General features: G+C 76.9%; 19 protein-coding genes. 8 read left to right on the top strand and 11 right to left on the bottom strand.

Annotated elements, in window-relative coordinates; translation table 11 throughout:
* Positions 1-391 precede the first annotated feature (391 nt).
* Together IEY75_RS11755 and IEY75_RS11750 are read left to right on the top strand one after the other, a co-directional pair.
* Entirely contained in the window at positions 392-2,215 is a 1,824-nt protein-coding gene (locus IEY75_RS11755) for a 2-oxoacid:acceptor oxidoreductase subunit alpha (protein WP_373290265.1), read from the top strand.
* Complete coding sequence (locus IEY75_RS11750) at positions 2,208-3,266, top strand: 2-oxoacid:ferredoxin oxidoreductase subunit beta (RefSeq protein ID WP_189114322.1); 1,059 nt, start codon at positions 2,208-2,210, stop codon at positions 3,264-3,266. The genes IEY75_RS11755 and IEY75_RS11750 overlap by 8 nt, the downstream gene beginning before the upstream one ends.
* Before the next feature lie 16 nt (positions 3,267-3,282).
* Here IEY75_RS11750 and IEY75_RS11745 read toward each other — a convergent pair whose 3' ends face one another.
* The 3 genes from IEY75_RS11745 to IEY75_RS11735 are packed head-to-tail and all read right to left on the bottom strand — an operon-like array spanning position 3,283 to position 8,836.
* On the bottom strand, positions 3,283-4,380 hold the full coding sequence (locus tag IEY75_RS11745; protein ID WP_189114321.1) for a hypothetical protein: 1,098 nt from the start codon (positions 4,378-4,380) through the stop codon (positions 3,283-3,285).
* A complete protein-coding gene (locus tag IEY75_RS11740; protein ID WP_189114320.1) occupies positions 4,377-6,062 on the bottom strand; it encodes a hypothetical protein in 1,686 nt (561 codons plus the stop codon). Before IEY75_RS11740 ends, IEY75_RS11745 begins: the two co-directional genes overlap by 4 nt.
* A 56-nt stretch (positions 6,063-6,118) precedes the next feature.
* Positions 6,119-8,836, bottom strand: a complete 2,718-nt coding sequence (locus tag IEY75_RS11735; RefSeq protein ID WP_229789579.1) for an ATP-binding protein — start codon at positions 8,834-8,836, stop codon at positions 6,119-6,121.
* A gap of 270 nt (positions 8,837-9,106) precedes the next feature.
* Between IEY75_RS11735 and IEY75_RS20875 the strand changes: the two genes are divergently transcribed.
* Both IEY75_RS20875 and IEY75_RS11725 read left to right on the top strand, forming a co-directional pair.
* Positions 9,107-10,090 carry a lytic transglycosylase domain-containing protein gene (locus tag IEY75_RS20875; protein ID WP_189114319.1) on the top strand — a complete coding sequence of 328 codons (984 nt, stop codon included), beginning with the start codon at positions 9,107-9,109 and terminating at the stop codon, positions 10,088-10,090.
* Between the two features lie 67 nt (positions 10,091-10,157).
* Positions 10,158-11,159, top strand: coding sequence for a GNAT family N-acetyltransferase (locus IEY75_RS11725; protein WP_189114450.1), 1,002 nt, complete (start codon positions 10,158-10,160; stop codon positions 11,157-11,159).
* A 21-nt stretch (positions 11,160-11,180) separates the two neighbouring features.
* On the opposite strand, the gene hemB is transcribed toward IEY75_RS11725, so the two are convergent.
* The 8 genes from hemB to IEY75_RS11685 form a co-directional block, all read right to left on the bottom strand.
* Complete coding sequence (gene hemB, locus IEY75_RS11720) at positions 11,181-12,200, bottom strand: porphobilinogen synthase (RefSeq protein ID WP_189114318.1); 1,020 nt, start codon at positions 12,198-12,200, stop codon at positions 11,181-11,183.
* 4 nt (positions 12,201-12,204) lie between these two features.
* Entirely contained in the window at positions 12,205-13,815 is a 1,611-nt protein-coding gene (locus IEY75_RS11715) for a bifunctional uroporphyrinogen-III C-methyltransferase/uroporphyrinogen-III synthase (RefSeq protein ID WP_189114317.1), read from the bottom strand.
* Positions 13,812-14,810 carry a hydroxymethylbilane synthase gene (hemC, locus tag IEY75_RS11710; RefSeq protein WP_189114316.1) on the bottom strand — a complete coding sequence of 333 codons (999 nt, stop codon included), beginning with the start codon at positions 14,808-14,810 and terminating at the stop codon, positions 13,812-13,814. Before hemC ends, IEY75_RS11715 begins: the two co-directional genes overlap by 4 nt.
* Positions 14,807-16,180, bottom strand: a complete 1,374-nt coding sequence (locus tag IEY75_RS11705; protein ID WP_189114315.1) for a glutamyl-tRNA reductase — start codon at positions 16,178-16,180, stop codon at positions 14,807-14,809. The genes hemC and IEY75_RS11705 overlap by 4 nt, the downstream gene beginning before the upstream one ends.
* Positions 16,177-16,920 carry a redox-sensing transcriptional repressor Rex gene (locus tag IEY75_RS11700; RefSeq protein ID WP_189114314.1) on the bottom strand — a complete coding sequence of 248 codons (744 nt, stop codon included), beginning with the start codon at positions 16,918-16,920 and terminating at the stop codon, positions 16,177-16,179. Before IEY75_RS11700 ends, IEY75_RS11705 begins: the two co-directional genes overlap by 4 nt.
* A gap of 216 nt (positions 16,921-17,136) precedes the next feature.
* Positions 17,137-17,781 carry an HAD family hydrolase gene (locus IEY75_RS11695; RefSeq protein ID WP_189114313.1) on the bottom strand — a complete coding sequence of 215 codons (645 nt, stop codon included), beginning with the start codon at positions 17,779-17,781 and terminating at the stop codon, positions 17,137-17,139.
* Positions 17,778-18,026: a glutaredoxin family protein gene (locus IEY75_RS11690; RefSeq protein WP_189114312.1), complete on the bottom strand. Its 249-nt coding sequence runs from the start codon at positions 18,024-18,026 to the stop codon at positions 17,778-17,780. The genes IEY75_RS11695 and IEY75_RS11690 overlap by 4 nt, the downstream gene beginning before the upstream one ends.
* 1 nt (position 18,027) lies before the next feature.
* A complete protein-coding gene (locus IEY75_RS11685) occupies positions 18,028-19,221 on the bottom strand; it encodes a class I adenylate-forming enzyme family protein (protein WP_189114311.1) in 1,194 nt (397 codons plus the stop codon).
* 538 nt (positions 19,222-19,759) lie between these two features.
* On the opposite strand from IEY75_RS11685, the gene IEY75_RS11680 reads away from it, so the two are divergent.
* From IEY75_RS11680 to IEY75_RS11665, 4 genes are all read left to right on the top strand, one after another.
* Entirely contained in the window at positions 19,760-20,614 is an 855-nt protein-coding gene (locus IEY75_RS11680) for an ECF subfamily RNA polymerase sigma factor, BldN family (RefSeq protein ID WP_373290264.1), read from the top strand.
* Positions 20,615-20,786: 172 nt separating this feature from the next.
* Positions 20,787-21,905 (top strand): DUF5667 domain-containing protein, encoded by a 1,119-nt coding sequence (locus tag IEY75_RS11675; RefSeq protein ID WP_189114310.1) that lies wholly within the window; start codon positions 20,787-20,789, stop codon positions 21,903-21,905.
* A 171-nt stretch (positions 21,906-22,076) separates the two neighbouring features.
* The gene (locus tag IEY75_RS11670; protein WP_189114309.1) at positions 22,077-22,925 is read left to right on the top strand and encodes an HAD family hydrolase; all 849 of its coding nucleotides are present in this window, start codon (positions 22,077-22,079) and stop codon (positions 22,923-22,925) included.
* On the top strand, positions 22,922-24,196 hold the full coding sequence (locus IEY75_RS11665; RefSeq protein ID WP_189114308.1) for a hypothetical protein: 1,275 nt from the start codon (positions 22,922-22,924) through the stop codon (positions 24,194-24,196). The genes IEY75_RS11670 and IEY75_RS11665 overlap by 4 nt, the downstream gene beginning before the upstream one ends.
* Positions 24,197-24,201 lie beyond the last annotated feature (5 nt).

Here is a 24,201-nt window from a genome sequence, read left to right as displayed (position 1 = left end):
CCACAGGCGAACGTCCGACTCCTCCTCACTCGACCACGCCCGCGCCACCCGGCGGCCGTCCCGCGACAACCCGACCCGTGACGCTCGCCACTCGATCGCGGCGCCGGACCGGCCGGGCGTGCGGGCGCGGTGACCTGGGTCACGGGCGGATTCCGGGGCGAACAGCGGCAGGTGCGGGGGCGGACACCCGGGACGACCGCGGCGGGCGGCGGCGACGTAGGCTTTCCTAAGAAGCCCCCGACCGCGCCCCAGCCCGCGCGGCCGGGGACCCCCGGTCCGGCGTGGTCGGGGAGCCACAAGGCAGGAGGCGCGGGTACCGGTGACACAGGTATCGGACATCAGCGGCGAACCGGCCACCGGCGCCAGACGGGCCGCCAAACCGGTCGCCAGGCTGGAGCGGGTCATCATCCGGTTCGCGGGCGACTCGGGCGACGGTATGCAGCTCACCGGCGACCGGTTCACCTCCGAGACCGCGCAGCTCGGCAACGACATCTCGACCCTGCCGAACTTCCCCGCCGAGATCCGGGCGCCCGCCGGCACCCTGCCCGGGGTGTCCAGCTTCCAGGTGCACTTCGCGGAGTACGACATCCTCACCCCGGGCGACAAGCCGGACGTGCTGGTGGCGATGAACCCGGCCGCCCTCAAGGCCAACATCGACGACCTGGAGCCCGGCGCGACGATCATCGTCAACACCGACGAGTTCACCCCGCGCAACCTCAAGAAGGTCGGCTACGCGGCCAACCCGCTGGAGGACGGCTCGCTCGGGTCGTACCACGTGCACGGCGCGGCGCTGGCCAGCATGACGATCGACGCGCTGGCCGTCCACGAGGTGTCGAAGAAGGACGCCGAGCGGGCCAAGAACATGTTCGCCCTCGGGCTGCTGTCGTGGATGTACTCGCGGCCCTACGAGTCGACGCTGCGCTTCCTGGAGCGCAAGTTCGCCAAGCGGCCCGACCTGGTGACGGCGAACATCGCCGCGTTCAAGGCGGGCTGGAACTTCGGCGAGACGACGGAGAGCTTCAGTGTCCGGTACGAGGTGGCGCCCGCGCCGCTGCCGGCCGGCACGTACCGCAACATCACCGGCAACGCCGCGCTCGCCCTCGGGCTGGTGGCCGCCTCGGTCCAGTCGGAGCTGCCGCTGTTCCTGGGCGCGTACCCGATCACCCCGGCCTCGGACATCCTGCACGCGCTCAGCCGGCACAAGGACCTGGGCGTCGTCACCATGCAGGCCGAGGACGAGATCGCCGCGGTCGGCGCGGCCGTCGGCGCCGCGTACGGCGGGGCTCTCGGGGTCACCACCACCAGCGGCCCGGGCGTGGCGCTCAAGGGCGAGACGATCTCCCTGGCGCTGATGCTGGAGCTGCCGCTGGTCATCGTCGATGTCCAGCGGGCCGGCCCCTCCACCGGCCTGCCGACCAAGACCGAGCAGGCGGACCTGCACATGGCGCTGTTCGGGCGGCACGGCGAGGCGCCGGTGGCGGTGATCGCCCCGCGCTCGCCCGCGGACTGCTTCGACGCCGCGATCGAGGCGTGCCGGATCGCGCTGACCCACCGCACGCCGGTGATCCTGCTGTCGGACAACTACGTCGCCAACGGGTCCGAGCCGTGGCGGCTGCCCGAGGTCGCCGACCTGCCCGACCTGCGGGTCGCCTTCGCCACCGAGCCCAACGGCCCGGACGGCACCTTCCTGCCCTACCTGCGGGACCCGGTGACGCTGGCCCGCCCGTGGGCCGTGCCGGGCACGCCCGGCCTGGAGCACCGCATCGGCGGGCTGGAGAAGGCGGACAAGACCGGGGCGATCTCGTACGACCCGGCCAACCACGACCACATGGTCCGCACCCGGGCCGCCCGGATCGAGGCGATCCGGGTACCGGACGTGGAGGTGGCGGACCCGGGCGCCGCCGCGCGGGTCCTCGTCCTGGGCTGGGGCTCGACGTACGGGCCGATCGGGGCCGCCTGCCGGCGGCTGCGCCAGGGCGGCCACGCCGTGGCGCAGGCGCACCTGCGGCACCTGGCGCCGCTGCCGGGCAACCTGGGCGACGTGCTGCGGCGGTACGACAAGGTGGTGGTCCCGGAGATGAACCTCGGCCAGCTCTCCACGGTGATCCGGGCGCGGTACCTGGTCGACACGGTTCCGTACCACCAGGTGCGCGGGCTGCCGTTCACCGCCGCCGAGCTGGAGACCGCGCTGCTGGAGGTCGTCGCCGATGTCTGAGTCGACCCGGGTCAACGGCGCGGCGCCCGTGCCGGTCACGCTGACCATGAAGGACTTCAAGAGCGACCAGGAGGTCCGCTGGTGCCCCGGCTGCGGGGACTACGCGATCCTGGCCGCCGTCCAGGGCTTCCTGCCCGAGCTGGGGATCGCCCGGGAGAAGATCGTCTTCCTGTCGGGGATCGGCTGCTCGTCGCGGTTCCCGTACTACCTGAACACCTACGGGATGCACTCGATCCACGGCCGCGCCCCGGCGATCGCCACCGGACTGTCGGTCACCCGGCCCGACCTGTCGGTGTGGGTGATCACCGGCGACGGCGACGCGCTGTCGATCGGGGGCAACCACCTGATCCACGCGCTGCGGCGCAACGTCAACCTGAAGATCCTGCTGTTCAACAACCAGATCTACGGGCTGACCAAGGGCCAGTACTCGCCGACCTCCGAGGCTGGCAAGATCACCAAGTCGACGCCGGCCGGCTCGGCGGACGCCCCGTTCAACCCGGTGTCGCTGGCGCTGGGCGCCGAGGCGTCGTTCGTCGCCCGGACGATCGACTCCGACCGCCGACACCTCCAGAGCGTGCTGCGCGCCGCCGCCGCGCACCCGGGCTCGGCGCTGGTGGAGATCTACCAGAACTGCAACATCTTCAACGACGGGGCGTTCGAGCCGCTCAAGGACGCCGACACCCGGGACGACTTCCTGCTGCGCCTGGAGCACGGCCGGCCCCTGGTGTTCGGCGCCGAGGGGCAGTGGTGCGTGGCGCGCACGGCGGGCGGGTTCGGGCTGGAGGTGCGGCCCACCGAGGCGGTCGCCGAGGCCGACATCGTGGTCCACGACACCGGGATCGCCGACCCGTCGTACGCGTTCGCGCTGTCCCGGCTGCCGCGGCCGGACCTGCGGCACACGCCCGTCGGGGTGTTCCGGGACGTGCCCCGGCCCACCTACGACGACACGGTCCGGCAGCAGGTGGCCGAGGCCCGCATCCCGGTCACCAGCACGCCGCGGCAGCAGCTCACCGCGCTGCTGCACGCCGGCGACACCTGGACCCTGACCTGAGGTGACCGGGCCGGCGCTACGCCGCCGGCCCGTCGGTGCCGCAGTCGACCAGCTCCGTGACCAGGCGGGTGCGGCGCGGCAGTTCGTACCGCAGCCCGGCGGCCAGCAGGACCGGCCCGGAGTCGGTCGCCGGCACCACGGCGGTCAGGTCGCCGCCGTCGGCAACCAGCTCGACGGGCACGGCCGCGCCGTCGCCCAGGCCGACGGCGCGGACCACCAGGTCCGCGGCCGGCACCGGTCGGGCGGCCGCCGGCAGGGCGCGCCGCAGCGCGCCCTCGACGGCCTGGGCGACCCGGGCCGGCGCCGTGCCGCCGCCGATCCGGGAGGGCAGCAGCGCCCCGCGCAGCCGGCAGCGCAGCGGCCGGCCGGGCGGCGGGTTCACGACGAGGTACGGGCTGTGCGCCGCGCCGGTGCGCTGGGTCGCCTCGCCGCGCAGGCCGCCGGAGCTGACCAGGCCGGACCACTCGGCGGACCGGCCGTCCACGGGACCGGCGTCGGCGTCGGCCGCGGCGTCGGCGAGGGCGGCGTCGCGGGCGTCGCGGGCTGCGGCGGCGCGGGTATCGGCGGCGTGGGGGCCGCCGGGCGTGACGTCCACCCGGTCGATCCGCACGCCGACCGGCCCGGCGGCGGCGAAGGCGGGCGCGAGCGCCGCCGGCAGCCGCGCGGCGCCGTCGGTGAAGTCGATCACCAGGAGGCCGTCGTCGGGGACCGCGCCGGCCGGTACCCCGAGGCGGACCCGCGCCCGCACCTCGGCCGCCCCGCGCCGGTACCGCGACAGCAGGACCCCGCGCCGCGCGCCGCCCGAGGCGCCGACCACCAGCAGCCGGGGCAGGTCGGCGTCGCGGCCGGCCGGGTCGGTCCAGTCCGCCGCGCCGCGGTCCCAGCGCAGCGCGACGGTGACCTGCAGCGGCCGGTCGGCCGCGGCGACCCGGACGCCGACCAGCGCGCCCGCCGCCAGGCAGCGACCGACCACCGTACGCCCGCGGACCACCTGGTCCACCACGGCCAGCGCCCCGGCGTCGCCGGAGCCCACGGCGCCGGGTACCGCCAGCGCGGCGACCGGACCGTCGAAGCGCGTGGCGAAGTGGGCGCCGGCCGCGCCGCGGGCGCTCACTCGGCCACCGCCGCGGCCCCGGCCCGGTGCGCGGTGCCGGCCACCGGTCCCGGGTCGGGGGCCCGGGTGTGCGGCACCGCGGGTGCCGCCGCGCGCCGGGACTGGCCCGGCGCGGCGAGGTCCAGCCGGGTGAGCATCGGCTGGCGCTGGGCGAACATCCGGGCGACGGCGGCGAACACCGGCTCGCCGTCGGGCTCGACCTGGCGCAGGTGGACGGTCATCGCCCGCAGCAGGTGCTCGGCGGGCCACAGGTCCCAGTGCGGCACGAGCCCGGAGGCCACGTCCGCGCCGGCCTCGGTCAGCCAGCGCCACAGCCGCGCGCGGGCCACCTGCCCGCCCCGCACCGGCGGATGGCCGGCGGTCAGCGCGGTCACGCCGTCGGCGAGCTGGTCGGCGTACCCGGCGGGGTCGGCGACGGCGGTGGTGAAGCCGCAGTCGCCCCACGGGCCGCGCCCGGCGGCGAGGACCGGCAGTCCGTACCCGGCGAGCGTGGCCGGCAGCCGGCCGTGCAGCACGACGGCCAGGTCGGCGAGGCTGAGCAGGGCGTTGCGGCTGAGGGTACCGCCGGGCAGGAACCGCAGGTGGCCGGCGTCGGAGTGGTACGCGGCCAGCGCGGCGACGCTGCCGGTGCGGTCGTCCTGGGCGGGGTGGTCGAGCAGGAGCCAGTTGGCGGCGGGCAGCTCGTGGGCGTACTGCGCGGTCCGGGCGTACCAGTCCGCGACCTCGTCGGCGATGCCGGTCGGCGCCTCGGTGACCGGCCGGTGGGCGACCACGACGGTCGGCCGGTCGGGGCGCAGGCCGTACCGGGCGGCGACGTGCGCGCGCACCTGCCGGCGGGCCGCCGGGTCGGCCAGCTCGACGGCGTCGGGGCGGCGCCCGACCGGGCGGTCCAGCCCGCGCCCGACCCGCCACACGGTGCGGTCGGCGGCCTCGGCCAGCTCGGCGCGCCGGGACCAGACGTGGCGGCCGAAGAACTCGCCGACCAGCGGCTGGAGCGCCTCGGCGTACGGGACCGCCGGGTCGCCGTGACCCGGGAACAGGCAGTACGCCCGCAGCCCGCCGCGCGGCACGACGGTCAGCACCGGGACGTGGGCGCGCCGGGCGGCCCGCACCGCGAGGCCGGCGTGGTCGTCGGTCGGGTCGACGGCGACGAGCGCGACCGGGCGGCCCGCGGCGAGGATCTCGTCGTAGACGGCCGCGCGGGCGCGGGCGCGCAGGGCGGCGAGCTGGTACTCGGGGGCGGTGCGGCGCAGCGGGGTCAGCGGGCCGCCGCCGCGGCGGCGGTAGCCGGTGTCGACGTACGGGGTCAGCCCGTGCACCTCGACCGGCGGCGCGGCGGCGCCGGCCGCGCGCGCGGCGAGGGCGGTGACCTGCCGGTCGGTCCGGCCGGCGAGGTCGACGACCTCGTCGACGGCGTACGCGGCGGCGAGCGCGGCCAGCGGCGCCGCGTCGGCCTCGGCGCCGTCGGCGGGCGCCGGGCCGATGAGGACCAGCCGGGCGGGGTGCAGCCGGCGGACGGCGTTGGCGAGGGTGAGGACCCGGATCAGCGCGCGGGGGTCGCGGTGGCTGCCGTCGGCGACGACGAGCTGGTCGCCGTGGGCCGGGGCGAGATGGCCGCGCCAGTAGACGTGCGCCTCGTCGAGGAAGCGCTGGTACGTCACCTGATCGACATCACCCCACACGTCCGAGATAACTATACGAATCACATAAAGACACGCATTTCGGACAGAGTTACCCGTCAGCGGTGGGGCAGCATCGCCGGATCCGGCGACGGGCGGTACCGCGGGGTGTCCGGCACCTCCGGCCGGGGCAGCGCCAGCGCCACGTCGGCGGCCTCGCCCAGGCTCCACGTGGCCCCGTGCGCGTACGCCGCATCGAACGCCGCGTCCCCGCCGGCCCGCACGCCCTCCTCGCGCTGGGCGAAGAACAGGGCCAGCTCGTCGGCGCGCGCGTGCCGCGCGGTGCGGTTGGCGTCGGCCGCCCCGAACAGCCGCGCCGCCGTCAGCACGTCCCCGGCCGCCGCCCGGCAGGCGGCCAGACCCGCGACGGTGTCGCAGGCCGCCAGGTCGTACCCGAACGCCACCTGCCCGCGCAGCGCGGCCGTCAGGTGCCGGTGCGCGACGGCCGGCTCGTCCCGGGCGAGCGCCACGAAGCCGAGCCAGGCGTCCACCGACCGGCGCCCCCGGCACGCCGGGCGGGACGCCTCGACCGGCCGGGCCTCGTGCAGCAGCGCCGTCAGCTCGCCCCACGCGCCGCGGCGCCAGAGCAGGCGGGCGAGGGCGGACACCGCGGCCAGCACGTGACCGGACAGCCGCAGCGCCGCCGCGCGGGCCAGCAGCGCGCGCAGCCCCTCCTCGGAGCCGTCCAGCGGCGCCCGCGCGTCCACCCGCAGGCTCAGCGCCGGGTCGTCCACCACGGCCGCCACGCGCCGCGCCCGGGCCGCGAAGACCGCCTGGACCGGCAGGTCGGCGCTGGCCGCCGCGAAGCGGCTGTGCAGCAGGAACAGTTCGGTCACCAGCGGCGCCCGGCTGGCGGGCACGGCGCCGGTGAGGCGGTCCGGGCCGCCGAGCCGGCCGTACAGCCGACCCAGCCAGGCGCGCGCCGCCGCCGTGGCGCCGCGCTCGATCCACCACGAGCCCAGGGCACGCACCAGGTGCAGGCCCTGCCACGGGTCACCGGCGGTGACCGTCCAGGCCAGCGCGTCCTCCACCTCGGCGCGCAGCGGGTCGATCTCCGACAGCGCCCAGGTCGCCGGGCGGCCGTCGGCGGCGACGTGCAGCCGGGCCAGCTCCCGGGCGACCCAGCGCGCGTGCCGGCCGCGGGCCAGCGCCACCTCGCCGAGTGCCGCGAGCCGCCGGCCGGCGTACGCCCGGACCGGGCCGAGCAGCCGGTACCGCACCCCGCCCGCGTCCGGCAGCGTCTCCACGAGCGACGCGTCCACCAGCGCCGCCAGGTCCGCCGACGGGTCGTCCTGGACGACCCACCGGATCGCGGCGGCGGTCACCGGGCCGGCGAACACCGACAGGGTGCGCAGCAGCCGCGCGGCGCGCGGGGCGAGGAGCTGGTACGACCACTCGACGCTCGCGGCCAGACTGGCCGCCCGGTCCGCGGCCGCGGACCGGGCGCCGGCCTCCCCCGGCGCCGCCGCGAGCAGCGTCGGCAGCTCGGCCGGCAGGTCCGGCACCGGGACGCAGCGCAGCCGCGCCGCGGCCAGTTCGAGCGCCAGCGGCAGGCCCTCCAGCCGCGCCGCCACCTCCTGGAGCACCGGCAGGTCGGCGGGCGCCACCGGCTGCCCGCCGCGGGCGGCCTCCGCCCGGCGCAGCAGCAGCGCCGCCGCCTCGCTGACCTCGCCGCCCGGTCCCGGGTCGCACTTCAGCGGGGCCGCCCGCCACACGCACTCCCCCGGCACGCCGAGCGGGCGGCGGCCGACCACGAGCAGCCGGACGCCCCCGCAGCCGGCCAGGATCCGCTGGGCCACCTGCGCGGTCTCGGTCGGCGCCACCTCGCTGTTGTCGAGGACCAGCAGGACGTCGTGCGCCCCGGCCAGCTCGACCGCCGCCGCGGGCGGCCCCATGTCCGCGTCCCAGCGCACGCCCAGCCCCGCGGCCACTGCGTCGGCCACCCGGGCCGGGCCCAGCGCGGCGAGGTCCACGTACCAGACGCCGTCGGCGAACCGCTCCGTCTGCGCCTGCGCCACCCGGACCGCCAGCCGCGTCTTGCCCACCCCGGGCGCGCCGACGACGGTGACCAGCCGGTGCGCGCCGAGCAGGTCGCGCAGCTCCACCCGGTCCCGCTCCCGGCCCACGAACGGTGTCACCGCCGCCGGGAGGTTGTGCCGGACGACGCCGGAGGTCCGCGGCCGGGGGAACTCGTGCGCCACGCCGTCGCCGCTGAGCTGGAGCAGCCGGGTCCGCCCGTCGAACCCGCGCAGCCGGTGCAGGCCCAGGTCGCGCACGTCCACGGTCGGCGGCAGCCCGCCGGCCTCGCGGACGGTGGCCGCCGAGCACAGGATCTGGCCGCCGTGGGCCGCCGAGGCCACGCGCGCGGCCCGGTGGACCTCCGGGCTGGCGTACTCGCCGGCCGTGGGCTCCGCGTAGCCGGTGTGCAGCCCCATCCGCACCCGCGGCCGCGCGCCGGGCGGCCAGGCGGCCGCGGCGAGTGCCCGCTGCGCGGCGAGGCAGCCGGCGACCGCGGCGCGCGCGTCGGTGAAGGCCAGGAACAGCGAGTCGCCCTCGGTGAACAGCTCGACGCCGTGCCGGGTCAGGTGGGCGCGCAGGAGGCGCCGGTGGGCCACGAGCAGGGCCTGGTACCGGTTGCCGAGCAGGTGCGCGAGGCGGGTGGAGCCCTCGATGTCGGTGAAGACGAAGGTGACCTGTCCACTGGGCACGGCGGGGCCGCCGGGCAACACCCCCTGCCCCTGTGCCGGCACCCGGTGGACCTCCGCCCCGCTCGTCACCCCGTCAGCAGATCACATGTCGCCATCGCGGCACACCGGCTGATCCGGTCGCTGACCCTGCGTAGACCGACCGTCACGCGATACCCGGCCGGCGCCTGTGACGGTAGCGCCGGACCCTGACAGCGCACCACACGCGCAGTGCGGTCCGCGGCGCCCCGGCGGGTCGGGCCGGACGGGTTCTCCGAGTTGGACCGAGCCTAGTGGGGTCCCGCCAGCCGGCGATCGGGAGTCCGGGCGGACCGCGTCGGCCACCTGCGCGATACTGGACGGGTGAGCCCGACCAGCGGACCGGACCCGGAGCGCGACACCCCCCGCCTGCGCGCCGCCGCGCCCACCGTCAGCCCCGGGCGCCCGGCCCTGCGCCCCGGTACGCCGGGCGCCGACGCGGGCCGGCACCGCGACGCCGCCCTCCCGCCGCCGCACCGCACGCTCGGCGGCTGGATCCGCCACCCGGGGGTCCGGCTCGCGGCGCCGTACCTGGTGATGGTCACCCTGATGAGCGCCGCCGTCGTCACCGGCGGGCTGCTGCCCGCCCTGCACCGCACGGCGGCGTCGGCCCCGCTGCCGCCGGACCCGACACCCAGCCTGTCCGGCGGCCTGCCGGTGCCGACCGCCGGGGCCGGCACCCCGACCGCCGGCCAGCTCACCGGCGGCGCCCCGGGCGGCGGGGCGCCCGGCACCGGCCGGCCCGCCGACGCGCTGCGCGGGTGGGCCGCCGGCCTGACCGCCCGGGTGAAGGTCCCGCCCACGGCGCTGGAGGCCTACGGGTACGCCGAACTCGCCGTCGCCCGCGACCGGCCCGCCTGCCATCTGAGCTGGACCACCCTGGCGGCGATCGGCCAGGTGGAGTCCCGGCACGGCTCCCACCAGGCGACGCTGGACCGCAACGGCAAGGCGCTGCCGACCATCTACGGTGCCCCGCTGGACGGGACGAAGGGCAACGCCCGCATCCCCGACACCGACCGCGGCGTCATCGACGGCGACCGCGTCTGGGACCGGGCGGTCGGGCCGATGCAGTTCATCCCGGGGACCTGGCGCAAGCACGGCGTCGACGCCGACGGCGACGGCGCGACGGACCCCAGCGACATCGACGACGCGGCGGTGAGCGCGGGCCAGTACCTGTGCGCCAACGGACGGGACCTCGGTGACATCACCCAGTGGTGGCAGGCCATCCTCAGCTACAACAACGTCGGAAGGTACGCCCAGGACGTGTACCGACACGCGAACGACTACGGCGTGCTCAGCCGCAGCTAGGACGATGCGCGCCGGGGTCGGTCCGGCGCTTCCGTCGGAAGTCGGCACGGGGCAAGCTGTACGCGTGCTGTTTCGCGAGTGGGACGCCCGTACCGCGCCGGATGCCGAGGTGGAAGCCCTGCTGGCGATGCTCAACGCCGCCCTCGCCGCGGACCAGCCCGGTGATCCACTGTGGCGCAACGACCGGTTCCGCGAGTGCATCACCGAACTCGTACCCGGCCAGCGCCGCCAGGCGTGGACGGCGCACGACGGCGACGGCCGGCTGTGCGGCCACGTGAACATGCTCCTGATGGGTGACACCGGCGTCGTGGAGTTGCTCGTCCACCCGGCGGACCGCCGCCGCGGGCTGGGCCGGCGGCTGCTCGGCCGGGCGGTGCGCTGGGCGCACGCGCAGGGGTACACCTCCGTCGGGGTGGAGGTGCCCGGCGACACGCCGGGCGTGGCCTTCTACGGGGGGCTGGGCTTCCGGCAGGCGTACGCCGAGGTGCGCAGCGTCCTGGACCTGGGCAGCGTCGACTGGCTGGCCCTGGGCGAGATGGCCCGCGGGATCGGCTCGGGGTACCGGCTGGCGTACCACCGCGGCGGCCCGCCGGCCGAGCTGCTGGCCTCCTACACGCTGGCCAAGGCCGAGATGCGCAACGCGGGCGGCGACGGCGACCTGGAGCTGCGGCCCGGCTCGTACGACCCGCAGCGGCTGACCGAGAGCCTCGCCTGCCTGGAGCGCCGGGGCATGTCGCCGCACGTGATCGTCGCGGTCCACGAGCGCAGCGACGAGGTCGCCGGGCTGACCGAGGTGGTGGTGCCCGCCCAGCGGCCGAGCCGCGCCGACCAGTACGACACGGTCGTCGTCCCCGACCACCGCGGCTACGGCATCGACCGGGCCATGAAGGCGCGGATGCTGTTCGAGCTGCGGGCGGCCGCCCCGCGGGTGCGCGAGGTGCAGACCTGGAACGACCCGCAGGACCGGCACCTGATCAACATCAACGCGGACATGGGCTTCCGCACCGACCGGCCGTGGCTGGAGTACGAGGCGGAGGTGCCCGCGCTGGTCGCCCGCCTGGCCCGGTGAGGCGCCGGCCGGGCGGCCGGCTCAGCGGCGCAGCAGGTGCGCCGCCGGCAGCGCCCAGTAGGTGAGCAGGATGTCGGCGCCCGCGCGGGCGATCGAGGTCAGGGACTCCACGATCGCGGCGTCGCGGTCGATCCAGCCGCGGGCGGCGGCGGCCTCGACCATCGCGTACTCGCCGGAGACCTGGTAGGCGGCCACCGGTACGGCGACCTCGGCGCGGACCGCGGCCAGCACGTCCAGGTACGGCAGCGCCGGCTTCACCATGACGATGTCGGCGCCCTCGGCGACGTCGAGCCGCACCTCGCGCAGCGACTCGACCGCGTTGGCCGGATCCTGCTGGTACGTGCGGCGGTCGCCGACGAGCGTGGACTCGACCGCGTCGCGGAACGGCCCGTAGAAGGCCGAGGCGTACTTGCAGGCGTAGGCGAGCACGCCGGTGTCGGCGTGGCCGGCGGCGTCCAGGGCCGCCCGGACCGCCCCGACCTGGCCGTCCATCATGCCGGAGGCGCCGAGCAGGTCCGCCCCGGCGGCGGCCTGGGCGCGGGCCATCGCGGCGTACGCGCCGAGGGTGGCGTCGTTGTCGACGTCGCCGCCGGGGGCGAGCAGGCCGCAGTGGCCGTGCGAGGTGAACTCGTCCAGGCACAGGTCGGACATGACCACGAGGTCGTCGCCGACCTCCGCCCGCACGTCGGCGATGGCGACGTTGAGCACGCCGTCGGGGTCCGCGCCGGCCGAGCCCGCGGGGTCGCGGCGCTCCGGTACGCCGTACAGCATCACGCCGCCCAGCCCCGCCGCCGCGGCCTCGGCGGCGGCCTTGCGCACCGAGTCCCGGGTGTGCTGGAGGACGCCCGGCAGGGACTCCACCGGCCGCGGCGCGGCCAGGCCCTCGCGGACGAACAGCGGCAGCACGAGCTGCGCCGGGTCCACCCGGACCTCGGCCACCAGGCGGCGCAGGGCCGCCGTCCGACGCAGTCGCCGCGGCCGGACCGCGGGGAAGCTCCCCCGGCCCGCGCCGCCACCGTCGGCTCCCCCGTTCGCCGGCATGTCCTCAGGCCCGGTAGCGCAGCGCGGTCGGACCCTGGACCTTGGCGCCGCGGCGCTGCTTGGGCGGCATCGTGGCCAGCTTCTCCCGCAGCTCCACCGCGTAGGCCGCCAGCGCCTCCACCTGGTCGGCGACGCTCGCGTGCTCCGGGCGCACGTCGACCCGCAGGCCGAACTCGGTGGCCGTCTCGGCGGTCTTGGGGCCGATCACCGACACGACCGTGCGGGCGTGCGGCTTGCCGGCGATGCCGACCAGGTTGCGCACGGTGGAGGACGAGGTGAACAGCACCGCGTCGAACCCGCCCGACTTGATCGCGTCGCGGATGTCCGCGGGCGGCGGCGCCGCCCGGACGGTCCGGTAGGCCGTCACGTCGTCGACCTCCCAGCCGCGCTCGGTCAGGCCGGCGGCCAGCGTCTCGGTGGCGATGTCGGCGCGCGGCAGCAGCACCCGGCCGACCGGGTCGAGGACCTCGTCGTGCGGGGAGAACTCGGCCAGCAGGCCCTCGCTGGACTGCTCGCCGGCCGGTACCAGCTCGGGCTGGATGCCGAAGGCGCGCACCGCGTCGGCCGTCGCCGGCCCGATACAGGCGATCTTGACGCCGCCGAAGTGCCGGGCGTCCAGGCCGTGCTCGGCGAACTTCTCCCAGACCGCGCGGACCGCGTTGACCGAGGTGAAGACGACCCAGGCGTACCGGCCGTCGACCAGTCCCTTGATCGCCCGCTCCATCTGCGCGGGGGTGCGCGGCGGCTCGACGGCGATCGTCGGCACCTCGCACGCGATGGCCCCGTACCCGCGCAGCAGCGCGCTCATCGCGCCGGCCTGCTCCTTGGTCCGCGGGACCAGCACCTTCCAGCCGTACAGCGGGCGCGACTCCCACCAGCCGAGCGCGTCCCGGTCGGCGACGGCCCGGCCGACGGTCAGCACGACCCGGCCGGTGAAGCCCAGCGCCGAGTTCACGACGCTGTCCAGCGTCGCGCCGGTGGTGTACTGCGTCTCGCCCGTGCCGTCGCCGGTCACCGCGACCGGCAGGTCGGCGGGGACGCCGGCCGCGCGCAGGCCGTCCTGGACGGCCGCGATGTCCGCGGCGTCCACGGCCAGGGCGACCGGGCCGCGGGCGGCGGCCGTGGTCAGCGCGGCGAAGTCGAGCGCCTGGACGTCCTCGACGTCGGCGGCGGTCCGCACGCCGCTCAGCGGCACGCCCGCGTAGGTGGCGACGCCGGCCGCCTGCCCCACGCCGGGGATGACCTCGAACGGCACCGCCGTCCGGGTGACCGCCTGGACCTCGCGCACCACCGAGTCGTGCCCGAACGGGTCGCCGGCGACCAGGTGCACCGCCGGCTGTCCCGCCTTCGCCGCGGACAGCAGCACCTTGGCGATGTCGCCGGGGCCGCCCTCGGCGACGCTGAACTGCGGCTCCTCGCTCCGGCTGCCGTCGGCCACGGCCGCGGCGGCGTCGGCCCGCAGCGCGTCCAGCAGCGCGGCGGGCAGGGAACGGTCGTAGACCACCTGGCCGGCCCCCACGAGCGCGTCATGCGCCCGCCGGGTCAGCAGCCCCGGGTCGCCGGGTCCGGCCCCGACGAAGGAGATCCGCCCAGTGGGCTTACGGCTGCGACTCATCGTGCTCTCCCAGCAACATCGTCAGCTCCCGCGCCGCCGCGGGGCGGCGCGAGAAGGTCGTCGGCCCCGGCTTCACGCAGGTCGGCGGCCAGGTCACGGCCGATGTCGGCGGCCGCGGGCTCAGGGTCGGTGGCGGGCAGGGTCGCGCTGCGGGACAGCCGGATGGCCTGAGCACCGTCCGGGCTGATCACCGCACCGCGCAGGTACAGCTCCAGGCTGCCGTCCTCGTCCTCCGCCAGGACGGCGAGCGCCGCGATCGGCATGCTGCACCCCGCCTCCAGGGTGGCCAGCAGCGCGCGCTCGGCGGCGACGCAGAGCCGGGTGTCGAGGTCGTCGAGGCCGCGCAGCAGTTCGCTGAGCGCGGCGTCGTCGTCGGTGACGGCGCCGTCGCGGCACTCCACCGCCAGCGCGCCCTGGGCGGGGGCCGGCAGCATCAGCATGGGATCCAACGACTCGGTGATCTCGCCGGCACGGCCCAGCCGGGCCAGGCCGGCGCGGGCGAGGACGACGCCGTCCAGCTCGCCGTCGGCGACCTTGCGCAGCCGGGTGTCCACATTGCCGCGGATCGGGCGCACGTCGAGCTGGTGGCCGAGGGCGTGGAGCTGGGCGATCCGCCGGACGGCGCCGGTGCCGATGCGGGCGCCCGGCGGCAGGGCCGACAGCGGCAGGCCGTCGCGGGCCACCAGGGCGTCGCGCGGGTCCTGCCGCGGCGGTACCGCCGCCACGACCAGGCCGTCGGCGGGCGCGCTGGGCAGGTCCTTGTAGGAGTGGACGGCGAAGTCGATCTCCTTGGCGAGCAGTGCCTCGCGCAGCGCCGACACCCACACGCCGACGCCCAGCTCGCTGACGGGGCGGTCGGTCCGGTCGCCGGTCGTAGCGATCTCGACCAGCTCGACCGGCCGGCCGGTCCGGGCGCGCAGCGCGTCGGCGACGTGGGTGGACTGGGCGCGGGCCAGGGCGCTGCCGCGGGTGCCCAGCCGCAGGGGTGCGCTCATCGGTCACCACCTTCCAGGGAGGGGACGGAGCCCGCGGAGGTGGTGTGCGGCACGTCCAGGTCGAAGAGTTCGCGCAGGAGCGAGGCGTACTGGTCGCCGCCCGGCGCGGCGGCGAGCTGCCGCACCCGGACCGTCGGGGAGTGCAGCAGCCGCTGGACGACGCGGTGCAGGGCGTGCGCGACCTCGGCCCGCTGCGCCTCGTCGAGTTCGGGGCGGCGCTGGCCCAGCCGGGCCAGCTCGGCGCTGACCACGTCGTCGGCGCGGGCGCGCAGGGCCGCCACGGTCGGCGCCACGTCCGCGCCGCGCAGCCAGCTCAGGAAGGACTCCACCTCGGCCGCGACGATCTCGTCGACCGCGGCGGCGTCGGCCGCGGCCGGCCCGCCGCGGAGCTGGTGGCTGAGCGACTCGATGTCGACCAGGCGGACGCCGGGCAGCGCCGCGACGGCCGGGTCCACGTCGCGGGGGACGGCCAGGTCGAGCAGCACCAGGGGCGCCGCGCCGGCCGGGCGGGCGGCCACGGCGGCGGCGACGGCCGGCGCGTCCAGGACCGGCTCGGCGGCGGCGGTGGCGGTCACGACGATGTCCACCTCGCGCAGCGCGGCGCCCACCCCCGCGTACGGCAGGACGTGCGCGGCGTAGGACTCCGCCAGGCGGGCGGCCCGCGCCTCGCCGCGGTTGGCGACGCGGATCGGGTCGGCGCCGACCCGGCTGAGCGTGGCCACGGCCAGCGCCCCCATCGCGCCGGCACCCACGACCAGCGCCGGGCGACCGGCCAGCCCGACCACCCCGGCCGGCCCGGCCGCGGCGTCCTGCGGCGGCGCCGGGCGGGCCGGGTCGGCGAGGGTGGCGGCGGCGACCTCCAGCGCGGCGCTGACGACGCTCTGGCCGGCCCGGTCGATGCCGGTCTCCGAGTGCGCCCGCTTGCCCACCCGCAGCGCCTGCTGCATGAGCTCGTGCAGCAGGCGGCCGGTGGCGTCGCAGGCCGCGGCGGCGTCGTACGAGGTCCGGAGCTGGCCGAGGATCTGCGCCTCGCCGACGACCATCGAGTCCAGGCCGCAGGCGACCCGGAACGCGTGCCGGACGGCGGCGTCGGCGTAGTGCACGTACAGGTGGGGCGCGAGCGTGGCCGGCGCCACCTCGGCCCGGGCGGCGAGTACCGCGCAGATGTCGTCCAGGCCGCCGTGGAAGCCGGAGACGGCCGCGTACACCTCGACGCGGTTGCAGGTCGAGACGAGGACGGCCTCGCCGACGTACGGCTGGCCGACGAGCAGGTGCAGCACGCCGGCCGTCTCGTCCGCGGGTACGGCGAGCCGCTCCAGCAGCGCGACCGGCGCGGTGCGGAAGGACAGTCCGACCACGAGCAGGTTCATCGGGGCAGTGCCTCCGCTCCGGCACCGACCGCGACCGCGCCGCCCGCGGCCGACTTGCGGTGCTCGTGGAAGGAGAGGATCTGGAGTTCGATGGCGAGATCGACCTTACGCACGTCCACACCATCCGGCACGGCGAGCACGCAGGGGGCGAAGTTCAGGATGCTGGTCACCCCCGCGGCGACCAGCATGTCGGCGACGGCCTGCGCGGCCGAGGCCGGCGTGGCGATGACGCCGATCGCCACGCCCTCGGCGGGGGCGAACTCGACCAGCAGGTCGACGTGCCGGACGACGAGGCCGTTGATCGTCTTGCCGACGAGCCGGGGGTCGGCGTCGAACAGCGCGACCACCCGGAAGCCGCGGCTGCCGAAGCCCGCGTACCCGGCCAGCGCGTGGCCGAGGTTGCCGACGCCCACGAGCGCGACGCCGCGCCGCTGGGTGAGCCCGAGGACGTGCTCGATCTGGGCGATCAGCAGGCTGATCTCGTAGCCGACGCCGCGGGTGCCGTACGAGCCCAGGTGGGACAGGTCCTTGCGCAGCTTGGCCGAGTTGACCCCGGCGGCCGCGGCCAGGGCCTCGCTGGAGACGGTGTCGTGGCCGGTGTCGGCGAGCTGGTGCAGCGCCCGCAGGTACTCGGGCAGGCGGGCGACGGTGGCCTCGGGCAGGTCCGGGAAGTCCGACGGGGTGGTGGCGCCGGCGGCGGCACCCGTCCCCGACCCGACCCCGGAAGTTGCCTGGCTCATCTGACTCCGACGCTGAAACGCGGTGGCGCCGACACGTGCGGCGGCCCGCGGCTGGTCTGCGGGCCGGCCCGCGGGGCGGGTCTCCCGATGCTGGTCAGGCGGCGCGGCGACACGGGAGGGACCCCGGGCGCCACGGTCTGACGAGCACAGCGTAGGCGCTTGTGAACGCACGCACAAATCGCGATCTTGGCAGGTCGGGACGGGTGTCGGGCTCGCTCAGCCCGTCGCGCGGGCCAGCTCCACGGCCGCCAGCAGGGTGTCCGCGACGGGGACGCCGGCCCCCCGGAGCTGGTCCGGATCGGTGAGGCCGCCGGTGTACAGGACGCACGCCGCGCCGACCGCGGCGGCGGCCTCGGCGTCGTCGACGGTGTCGCCGATGAGGACCACCTGTGACCCGGGCAACTCCAGCGCGGCCAGGTGGGCGACCAGGTGGGCGTGCTTGGAGCCGCCGCCGACCTCGTGCCGCAGCCCGTCGACCCGCCGCAGCAGGCCGTCCAGCCCGTACCCCCGGACCGCGGGCACCAGCTCGTCGTGGAACCACATGGACAGCAGCGACTGCCCGCCGGGCCAGGCGCGCATCGCGGCCTCGGCGTCGGCCGCCAGGCGCACGTCCACCAGCCCGCGCCGGTACGCCTCGTGGAACACCGCGTCGAGCCCGGCGAACTCCGCGGCGCTCAGCTCCCGGCCGAGCACCTCGCCGTAGTAGTCGACGATCGGGCGGCGGAACCGGCGGCGGTGGGTGTCGGGGTCCACGGCCCCGGCGCCCGCGCTGGTGAACGCGGCGTTCGTGGCCGAGATCACCAGCGCCAGGTCGTCGAGCAGCGTGCCGTTCCAGTCCCAGACCAGGTGCGGGCGGCTCACCGGGGGGCCGCCAGGTCGCGCCGCAGGCGCTCCTCCTCCACCCGCCAGTAGCCGTGCTCGCGGCCGTCGAGGAGCAGGACCGGGACGCGGTCGCCGTACTCGCGCTCCAGCTCGATGTCGGCGGCCACGTCGACCTCCCACCAGCCGGCGGCGGTGTCGGCGGCGACCCGGGCCAGGGTCGCCTTCGCCTCGTCGCACAGGTGGCAGCCGGCCCGGGTGATCAGCGTCAGCCGCGGCTCGCCCACGTCACTCCCCCTCCGCGGCCCGCGGTCCGGGGCCGCCGCGCCCCTCAAGGTAGAGGACCCCGTTGACGTCGGCGTACGCGCGGTCGCCGGTGGCCCACCAGCCGTCCCGGTCCGGGCCGCCGCGGCTGTCGGGCCAGTAGCCGGTGAACAGGTTGGGTCCGCTGACGGCCAGCTCGCCGCGCGCCGGGGCGGCGTCGGCGTGCGGGGCGACGGGCACCAGCCGGCCGTCGGGGGCGCGCAGCCCCACCCGGACGCCCGGCAGCGGGGAGCCGATCCGCACGCCGCCGTCCGCGGCGGCGGCGCGGCGCCCGGCGTCGACCAGCGTGGTGGTGACCACCGGGCCGGCCTCGGCCAGGCCGTACCCGGAGAAGATCGGCTGGCCGGTGCGGGCGGTGAACCGCGCCGCCACGCCCGGCTCCGGCGGGACCGGCCCGCAGGCGGCCACCCGGACGGTCTCCAGGTCGGCGTCCACCCCGGGCAGCCCGGCCCAGCCGGCGTACAGCGACGGGACCCCGAGCACGGTCGTCACGTGGTGGGCGGCGACCAGCTCCCGGACGCCGGCCGGGTCGGTGTGGTCGGCCAGCACGCCGCACGCCCCGTGGTAGGCGACGGCGCCGACGCCGCAGTTGAGCCCGTACACCTGGTGCAGCGGGGCGGCGACGAGGACCGTGTCGTCCCCGCGGACCAGCGGCGGCTCCACCTGCGAGAGCTGGGCGTGGTGGGCGAGCAGCGCGCGGTGCGGCAGCATCACGGCCGACCCCGACGGGGGGTACAGCAGCAGGGCGGGCGCCTCGGCCCCGCCTGGGGAGGACCCCGGTACGGGTGACGTGTGCCGGATCCCGTCGGCGTCGAGCACGGCCGCGGCGCCGCTGTCGGCGAGGACGTGCGCCCGCCAGCCGGCCGGGGCGCGGGGGTCGACCGGCACGGCCACCAGGCCGGCGCGCAGGCAGCCGAAGTAGGCGGCGGCGAAGTCGAGCCCGTCGGCGAGGGCGAGGACGAGCCGGGGCGGGCAGCCGCCGCCCCCGGCCGCCGGCGCCGCCGGCCGCAGGGCGGCGAACTCGCTGGCCAGCGCCTCGACCCGCGCGTCCAGCGCCCCCCAGGTGAGAAGCCGGCTCGCGGTGCGGAAGGCCGGCCGGCCCGGCGAATGGGCCGCCGCTGTGCGTACATATTCGGCTAAATCTCGATGATCCGGCACGGCACGGGGACTCTCGGACGGCGAGGCAGGATGGCGGCGCAATGGTTCGCGGGACTCCTCCACGGCCACAAAGTGTGGCACAGGACACCAGCACCGTGTGTACCCCGAAAGTTCCGCGCGCCGCCGCGTGGCGACACACGGGACGGACAATCTGTGCGACTTCATTTGCGGGATCAAGGGAAGAATTCCACTCCCAGAAAGAGAATCAGCACACCCGGGGACAGTGACCTATCATCGGGTTCAGGCTGACTCGTCCGTTTTCGTATCGAGTCGCCACCCCTCATCCTGAGGAGGCCGCTGTGCCCGTTTTCGCGCCCCCCACCCACCGCGCCCCGCGGTGTGCGGACGCGAACGACCCACCCATCGCCATTCGCCGGGCGGCGTCGCACCGCCCACCGCAGCGGCGGACACCCACCCAGCGGATCAGCGAGGTGAATGCATGACCGGGTACGCCCACACCGGTGGACTCCGCCCCGGCACCCCGGCCCGGCAGGCGTTGGCCGACGGGCTCTCCATGCTCGGCGCGGCCCTGCACGACATGGTGAGCCTCAGTGTCGCCGTGCGCGGCGGCGACAGCGTCAAGCGGACCCGCAACCGGCCGCACACCGACCCGCACACCCGGCCCGGCGCGAGCAACAGCGCCAAGCCGCTCGGGGCGCGCGTGCCCAGCCCGGCCCGCCCGCCGATGCCCCAGCAGCCCGGACCGGCCGAGCAGCCGGCCGAGCCCGCCCCGGCCGTCGGCACCGCCCGCGTCGCCGAGCAGACCGCCGAGGGGCCGCCGCCCCCGGCCGCGCCGCCCCCGCCGCCGAGCCGGCCGGAGCGCGGCGACCCGGCCGCCGAGGTGTGGGCGCTGGTCGAGCGGGCGCAGGCCGGCGAGGCCGAGGCGTTCGGGCTGATCTACGACCGGTACGTGGACACGGTGTTCCGGTTCATCTACTTCCGGGTCGGTAACCGCCAGCTCGCCGAGGACCTCACCTCGGACACGTTCCTGCGGGCGCTGAAGCGGATCAGCTCTTTCACCTGGCAGGGGCGCGACCTGGGCGCCTGGCTGGTGACGATCGCCCGCAACCTGGTCGCCGACCACTTCAAGTCCGGCCGGTACCGGCTGGAGGTCACCACCGGCGACGTCATGGACGCCGACAAGCCGGAGTACGGCCCCGAGGGCAGCCCCGAGGCCGCCGTCGTCGACCACATCACCAACGTCGCCCTGCTCACCGCCGTCAAGCAGCTCAACCCCGAGCAGCAGGAGTGCATCGTCCTGCGGTTCCTCCAGGGCTTCTCGGTGGCCGAGACCGCCCGGGCGATGGGCAAGAACGAGGGCGCGATCAAGGCTCTCCAGTACCGTGCTGTCCGCGCCCTGAACCGACTACTCCCGGACGGTTTCCGACCGTGATCCCTACCCCCCTCGCCGCCGCACCCTCCGAACCGGACTCCCGTACCCCGAAAGCCGTAACCATCGACGTCCGCCGCCCGTTGACCGGAGTACCGACACTCCTCGCCACTCCCGGACTGCACAGCGGCCGACCCGCCGCCACCGCAGCTTTCGACGAAAGCAGGTGCCCGCGGTGAGATCGACACTCTTCGGCCGGCTGCGGGCCGAACGGTTCCACGAGCTGACCGAGGACCCCCCCGTCAGCCGCCGGCGCCGCTCCCGCACGCCCGCCGACGACGAGCTGACCGCGCTCGTCGGTCTCAGCCGCCGGACCGCGCACCTCGGCGACGCCCTGACGGCCCGGTCGGGGCCGGAGGAGGAGTTCCGCACGGGGCTGCGCGCCCTGCTGGTGGCCACCGCCGAGCGGCAGGGCATCGGCGTCACCGCGCAGGAGCCGGACCCCGAGCCGGTCGTCGCCGTCGGCCAGCGGCGCCTCCTGCCCCGCCTGAGCCGGACCCAGGCCCGGATCAGCGCCCTGGTCGGCGTCACCGTCGGCGCCGTCGTGCTCTCCGGCATGTCCGCCGCCAGCGACAGCGCGATGCCCGGCGACGTCCTGTACTCGGTCAAGCGGGTGACCGAGCGGGCCGCGATCGGCCTGACCACCTCCGACGTCGAGCGTGGCGAGCGGCACCTGGCGCTGGCCAAGACCCGGGTCGACGAGGCGATGGCCGTCCGGCAGAACGTCGCCAGCTACGACCGCGTCCTCACCGACATGGAGAACGACGTCCGCGACGGCGTGCGGCTGCTGACCACGGCGGCGGTCAAGGAGCGCAACCCGGCGCCCCTGCAGGCGATCGACGCGTTCGTGACCAGCCACCGGATGGCACTCGGCGGGCTGATCGGCCAGGTCAGCGTCAACAACCGCAGCCGCACCCTGTGGTCGCTGCTGCTGCTGGACTCGGTGGCCAAGCGGGCCCAGAGCCTCAACAACGCGCTGAGCTGCGGGGCCGACCTGGCCGGTACCGACAACCTCGGCCCCAAGCCGCAGCCGCGGCCGTGCGGGGTGGCGGCCACGCCCTCGGCGCGGGCCACCACCGCCGCCCCCGAGCGCAGCGCCACCCCGCACGGCCGGACCCGCGGGACCACGCCGCCGGACGAGGCCACCGCCCAGCCGCGCGGCGGCCCGACGCCCGAGCCGACCGCCGACGAGACGACGCCGCCCCCGGAGGACGGCGGGCTCCCCCTGCCGCCGCCGTCGCTGGAGCTGCCCAACCTGCTCACCACCCCCGCCCCCGCGGCCGCCCGCGACTGAACCGCCGCCCGCGGCGGCGCGTGCCACCCACCGGCGACCGGAGCGCACGCGGTGCCGGCCCGCCGCGCTCCGGGGCGCGCCGGCACCGCGTGCGGTCCCCGGCCCGCGCGGGCCGATACGCTCGCAGGGACGGGCGGAGCCGGGCGCGGCGGCGGGCGAGGAGGGACGCGGATGGGCAGACAGGGGCAGGACCCGCTCCCGATGCTGCCGGTCGACCCGGACGCGGCGGCCATGCCGCCCGACCCCGCCGCGGCGGCGTTCTTCGACGTCGACAACACGATCATGCAGGGCGCCTCGATCTACTGGCTCGCCCGCGGCCTCGCCGCGCGCAGCTACTTCACCGCCGGCGACCTGGCCCGGTTCGCCTGGGGGCAGCTCCGCTTCCGCGTCCTGGCCACCGAGAACGCCGGCCACATGGACCGCGCCCGCGAGATGGCGCTCGCGTTCATCGAGGGCTGGCGCGTCGCCGAACTGGAGGTCATCGGCGAGGAGATCTACGACGAGCTGATGGCCGACCGGATCTGGCCCGGTACCCGCGCGCTGACCGAGACCCACCTCGCCGCCGGGCAGCGGGTGTGGCTGGTCACCGCGGCGCCGGTGGAGATCGGCCGGATGATCGCCCGGCGGCTCGGCCTGACCGGGGCCATCGGCACCGTCTCGGAGATCGAGGACGGCGTCTACACCGGACGCCTCGTCGGCGACCTCATGCACGGCCCGGCCAAGGCCGAGGCCATCGCCCGGATCGCCGCCGCCGAGGGGCTGGACCTGGCCCGCTGTACCGCCTACAGCGACTCCGCCAACGACATCCCGATGCTCAGCGCGGTCGGCCGCGCCGTGGCCGTCAACCCCGACAGCGCCCTGCGCCGGGAGGCCCGGCACCGCGGCTGGGAGGTCCGCGACTTCCGCACCGGCCGCAAGGCCGCCCGGCTGGCCATCCCCACCGCGCTCGCGGCGGGCGCCGTCGTCGGCGGCGTCACGGCGGGCATGGCGGTGTTCCGGCGCCGGGCGGCCACCCGTTGACCGACCACGGCCCCGGCGCGGCGGGGCGGGCCCGGGCGATCGCGCGGGCGCGCGGAGCGGCGCCCGACGACGACCCGGGCGGGCCGGTCGGCAAAGGGCCGGGGTCGGCCGGGCGGGCCGCCGCGGCCGCCGCCGCCCGCGAGTCCGCGGCGGCGGAGTCCGGCGGGCGGCGCCGCCGGTCGCCGCTGCGCTCGTGGTCGCCGGGCGTGGCCGTCCTGGCCCTCGCCGTCGCCGCCGCCGGCCTGCTGCTGCTCGGCCCGCGCTGGCGGGAGCGCGACACCGGCCGCCCGGTACCCCTGGGCGAGGCGTACCCCGCGGCCCGGACCGGCGCGCTGCCCGCGCACCTGCCCGACGGCCCGGCCTACGACCCGGCCCTGCTGCTGGACGCCGACACCTCGGTGGGCACCGCGCCGACCCCCGACGGCCGCACCCTGCGCCTCGTCCTGCACCGCGGCGGCCAGGCCCGGACGCTGCGCGCGCTGCCGGTCGGCGCCGACCCGCTGTTCGGCGGCCTGACCGTCGCCGGGGACACGCTGATCTGGGCGGAGACCGTCAGCGGCACCGGCGGCGCGGCGTCCAGCAGCCTGTGGACGGCGGCGGCGCGCGGGGCGGGGGAGCCGGTCCGGCTGACCGCCGACACGGGGGCGCTGGCCTTCTTCCACTCCGCGTACGACCTGGTCGTCGCCGAGGACCGGCTGCGCTGGGTCGCCGTCGGCGCCGGGGCGACCCCGGTGACGCAACTGCGGTCGGTACCGCTGACCGGCGGCGCCGTCACGGTCCGGGACCTGCCCGGCCAGTGGACCCAGTCGGCCTGGCCGTGGCTGGTCAGCGCCGCCGAGGACCACGGCCAGCCGGCCCGGTTCAACCTGGCCACCAACCAGCGCGCCGAGGTACCGGCCGGCACCAGCGACCTGGTCGCCTGCGGCCCGCAGTGGTGCCGGGTGCAGGTCCTCGGCGACGCCGGCCCGTCCCGGCTGGACGCGATGCGGCCCGACGGCGGCGGCCGCCGCGAGATCGCCGGGCCCGGGACCAGCGCGGCGGTCACGGACGTGGCCGTGCTGGACCGGTTCGAGGTGCTGACCCGGGCCAGTGAGCAGGGGGCGGCCGACAGTCAGCAGGAGCTGCTGCTGTACGACCTGGCGCGGCGCCGGATGCTGGTCGTGGCGCAGGGTGTCGGGCTGGTCAACAGCCGCGACGGGTGGCTGTGGTGGTCCACCGGCGGTACCGGCAACACCCGGTGGCACACCCTCGACCTGCGCGCGCTCGCCTGAGCCGG

It is taken from the genome of Pilimelia terevasa (assembly GCF_014647915.1).
Classification (GTDB): domain Bacteria; phylum Actinomycetota; class Actinomycetes; order Mycobacteriales; family Micromonosporaceae; genus Pilimelia; species Pilimelia terevasa.
The sequence above is the reverse complement of the archived record's forward strand: the minus strand, read 5'-3'. Positions and strand labels throughout refer to the sequence as shown.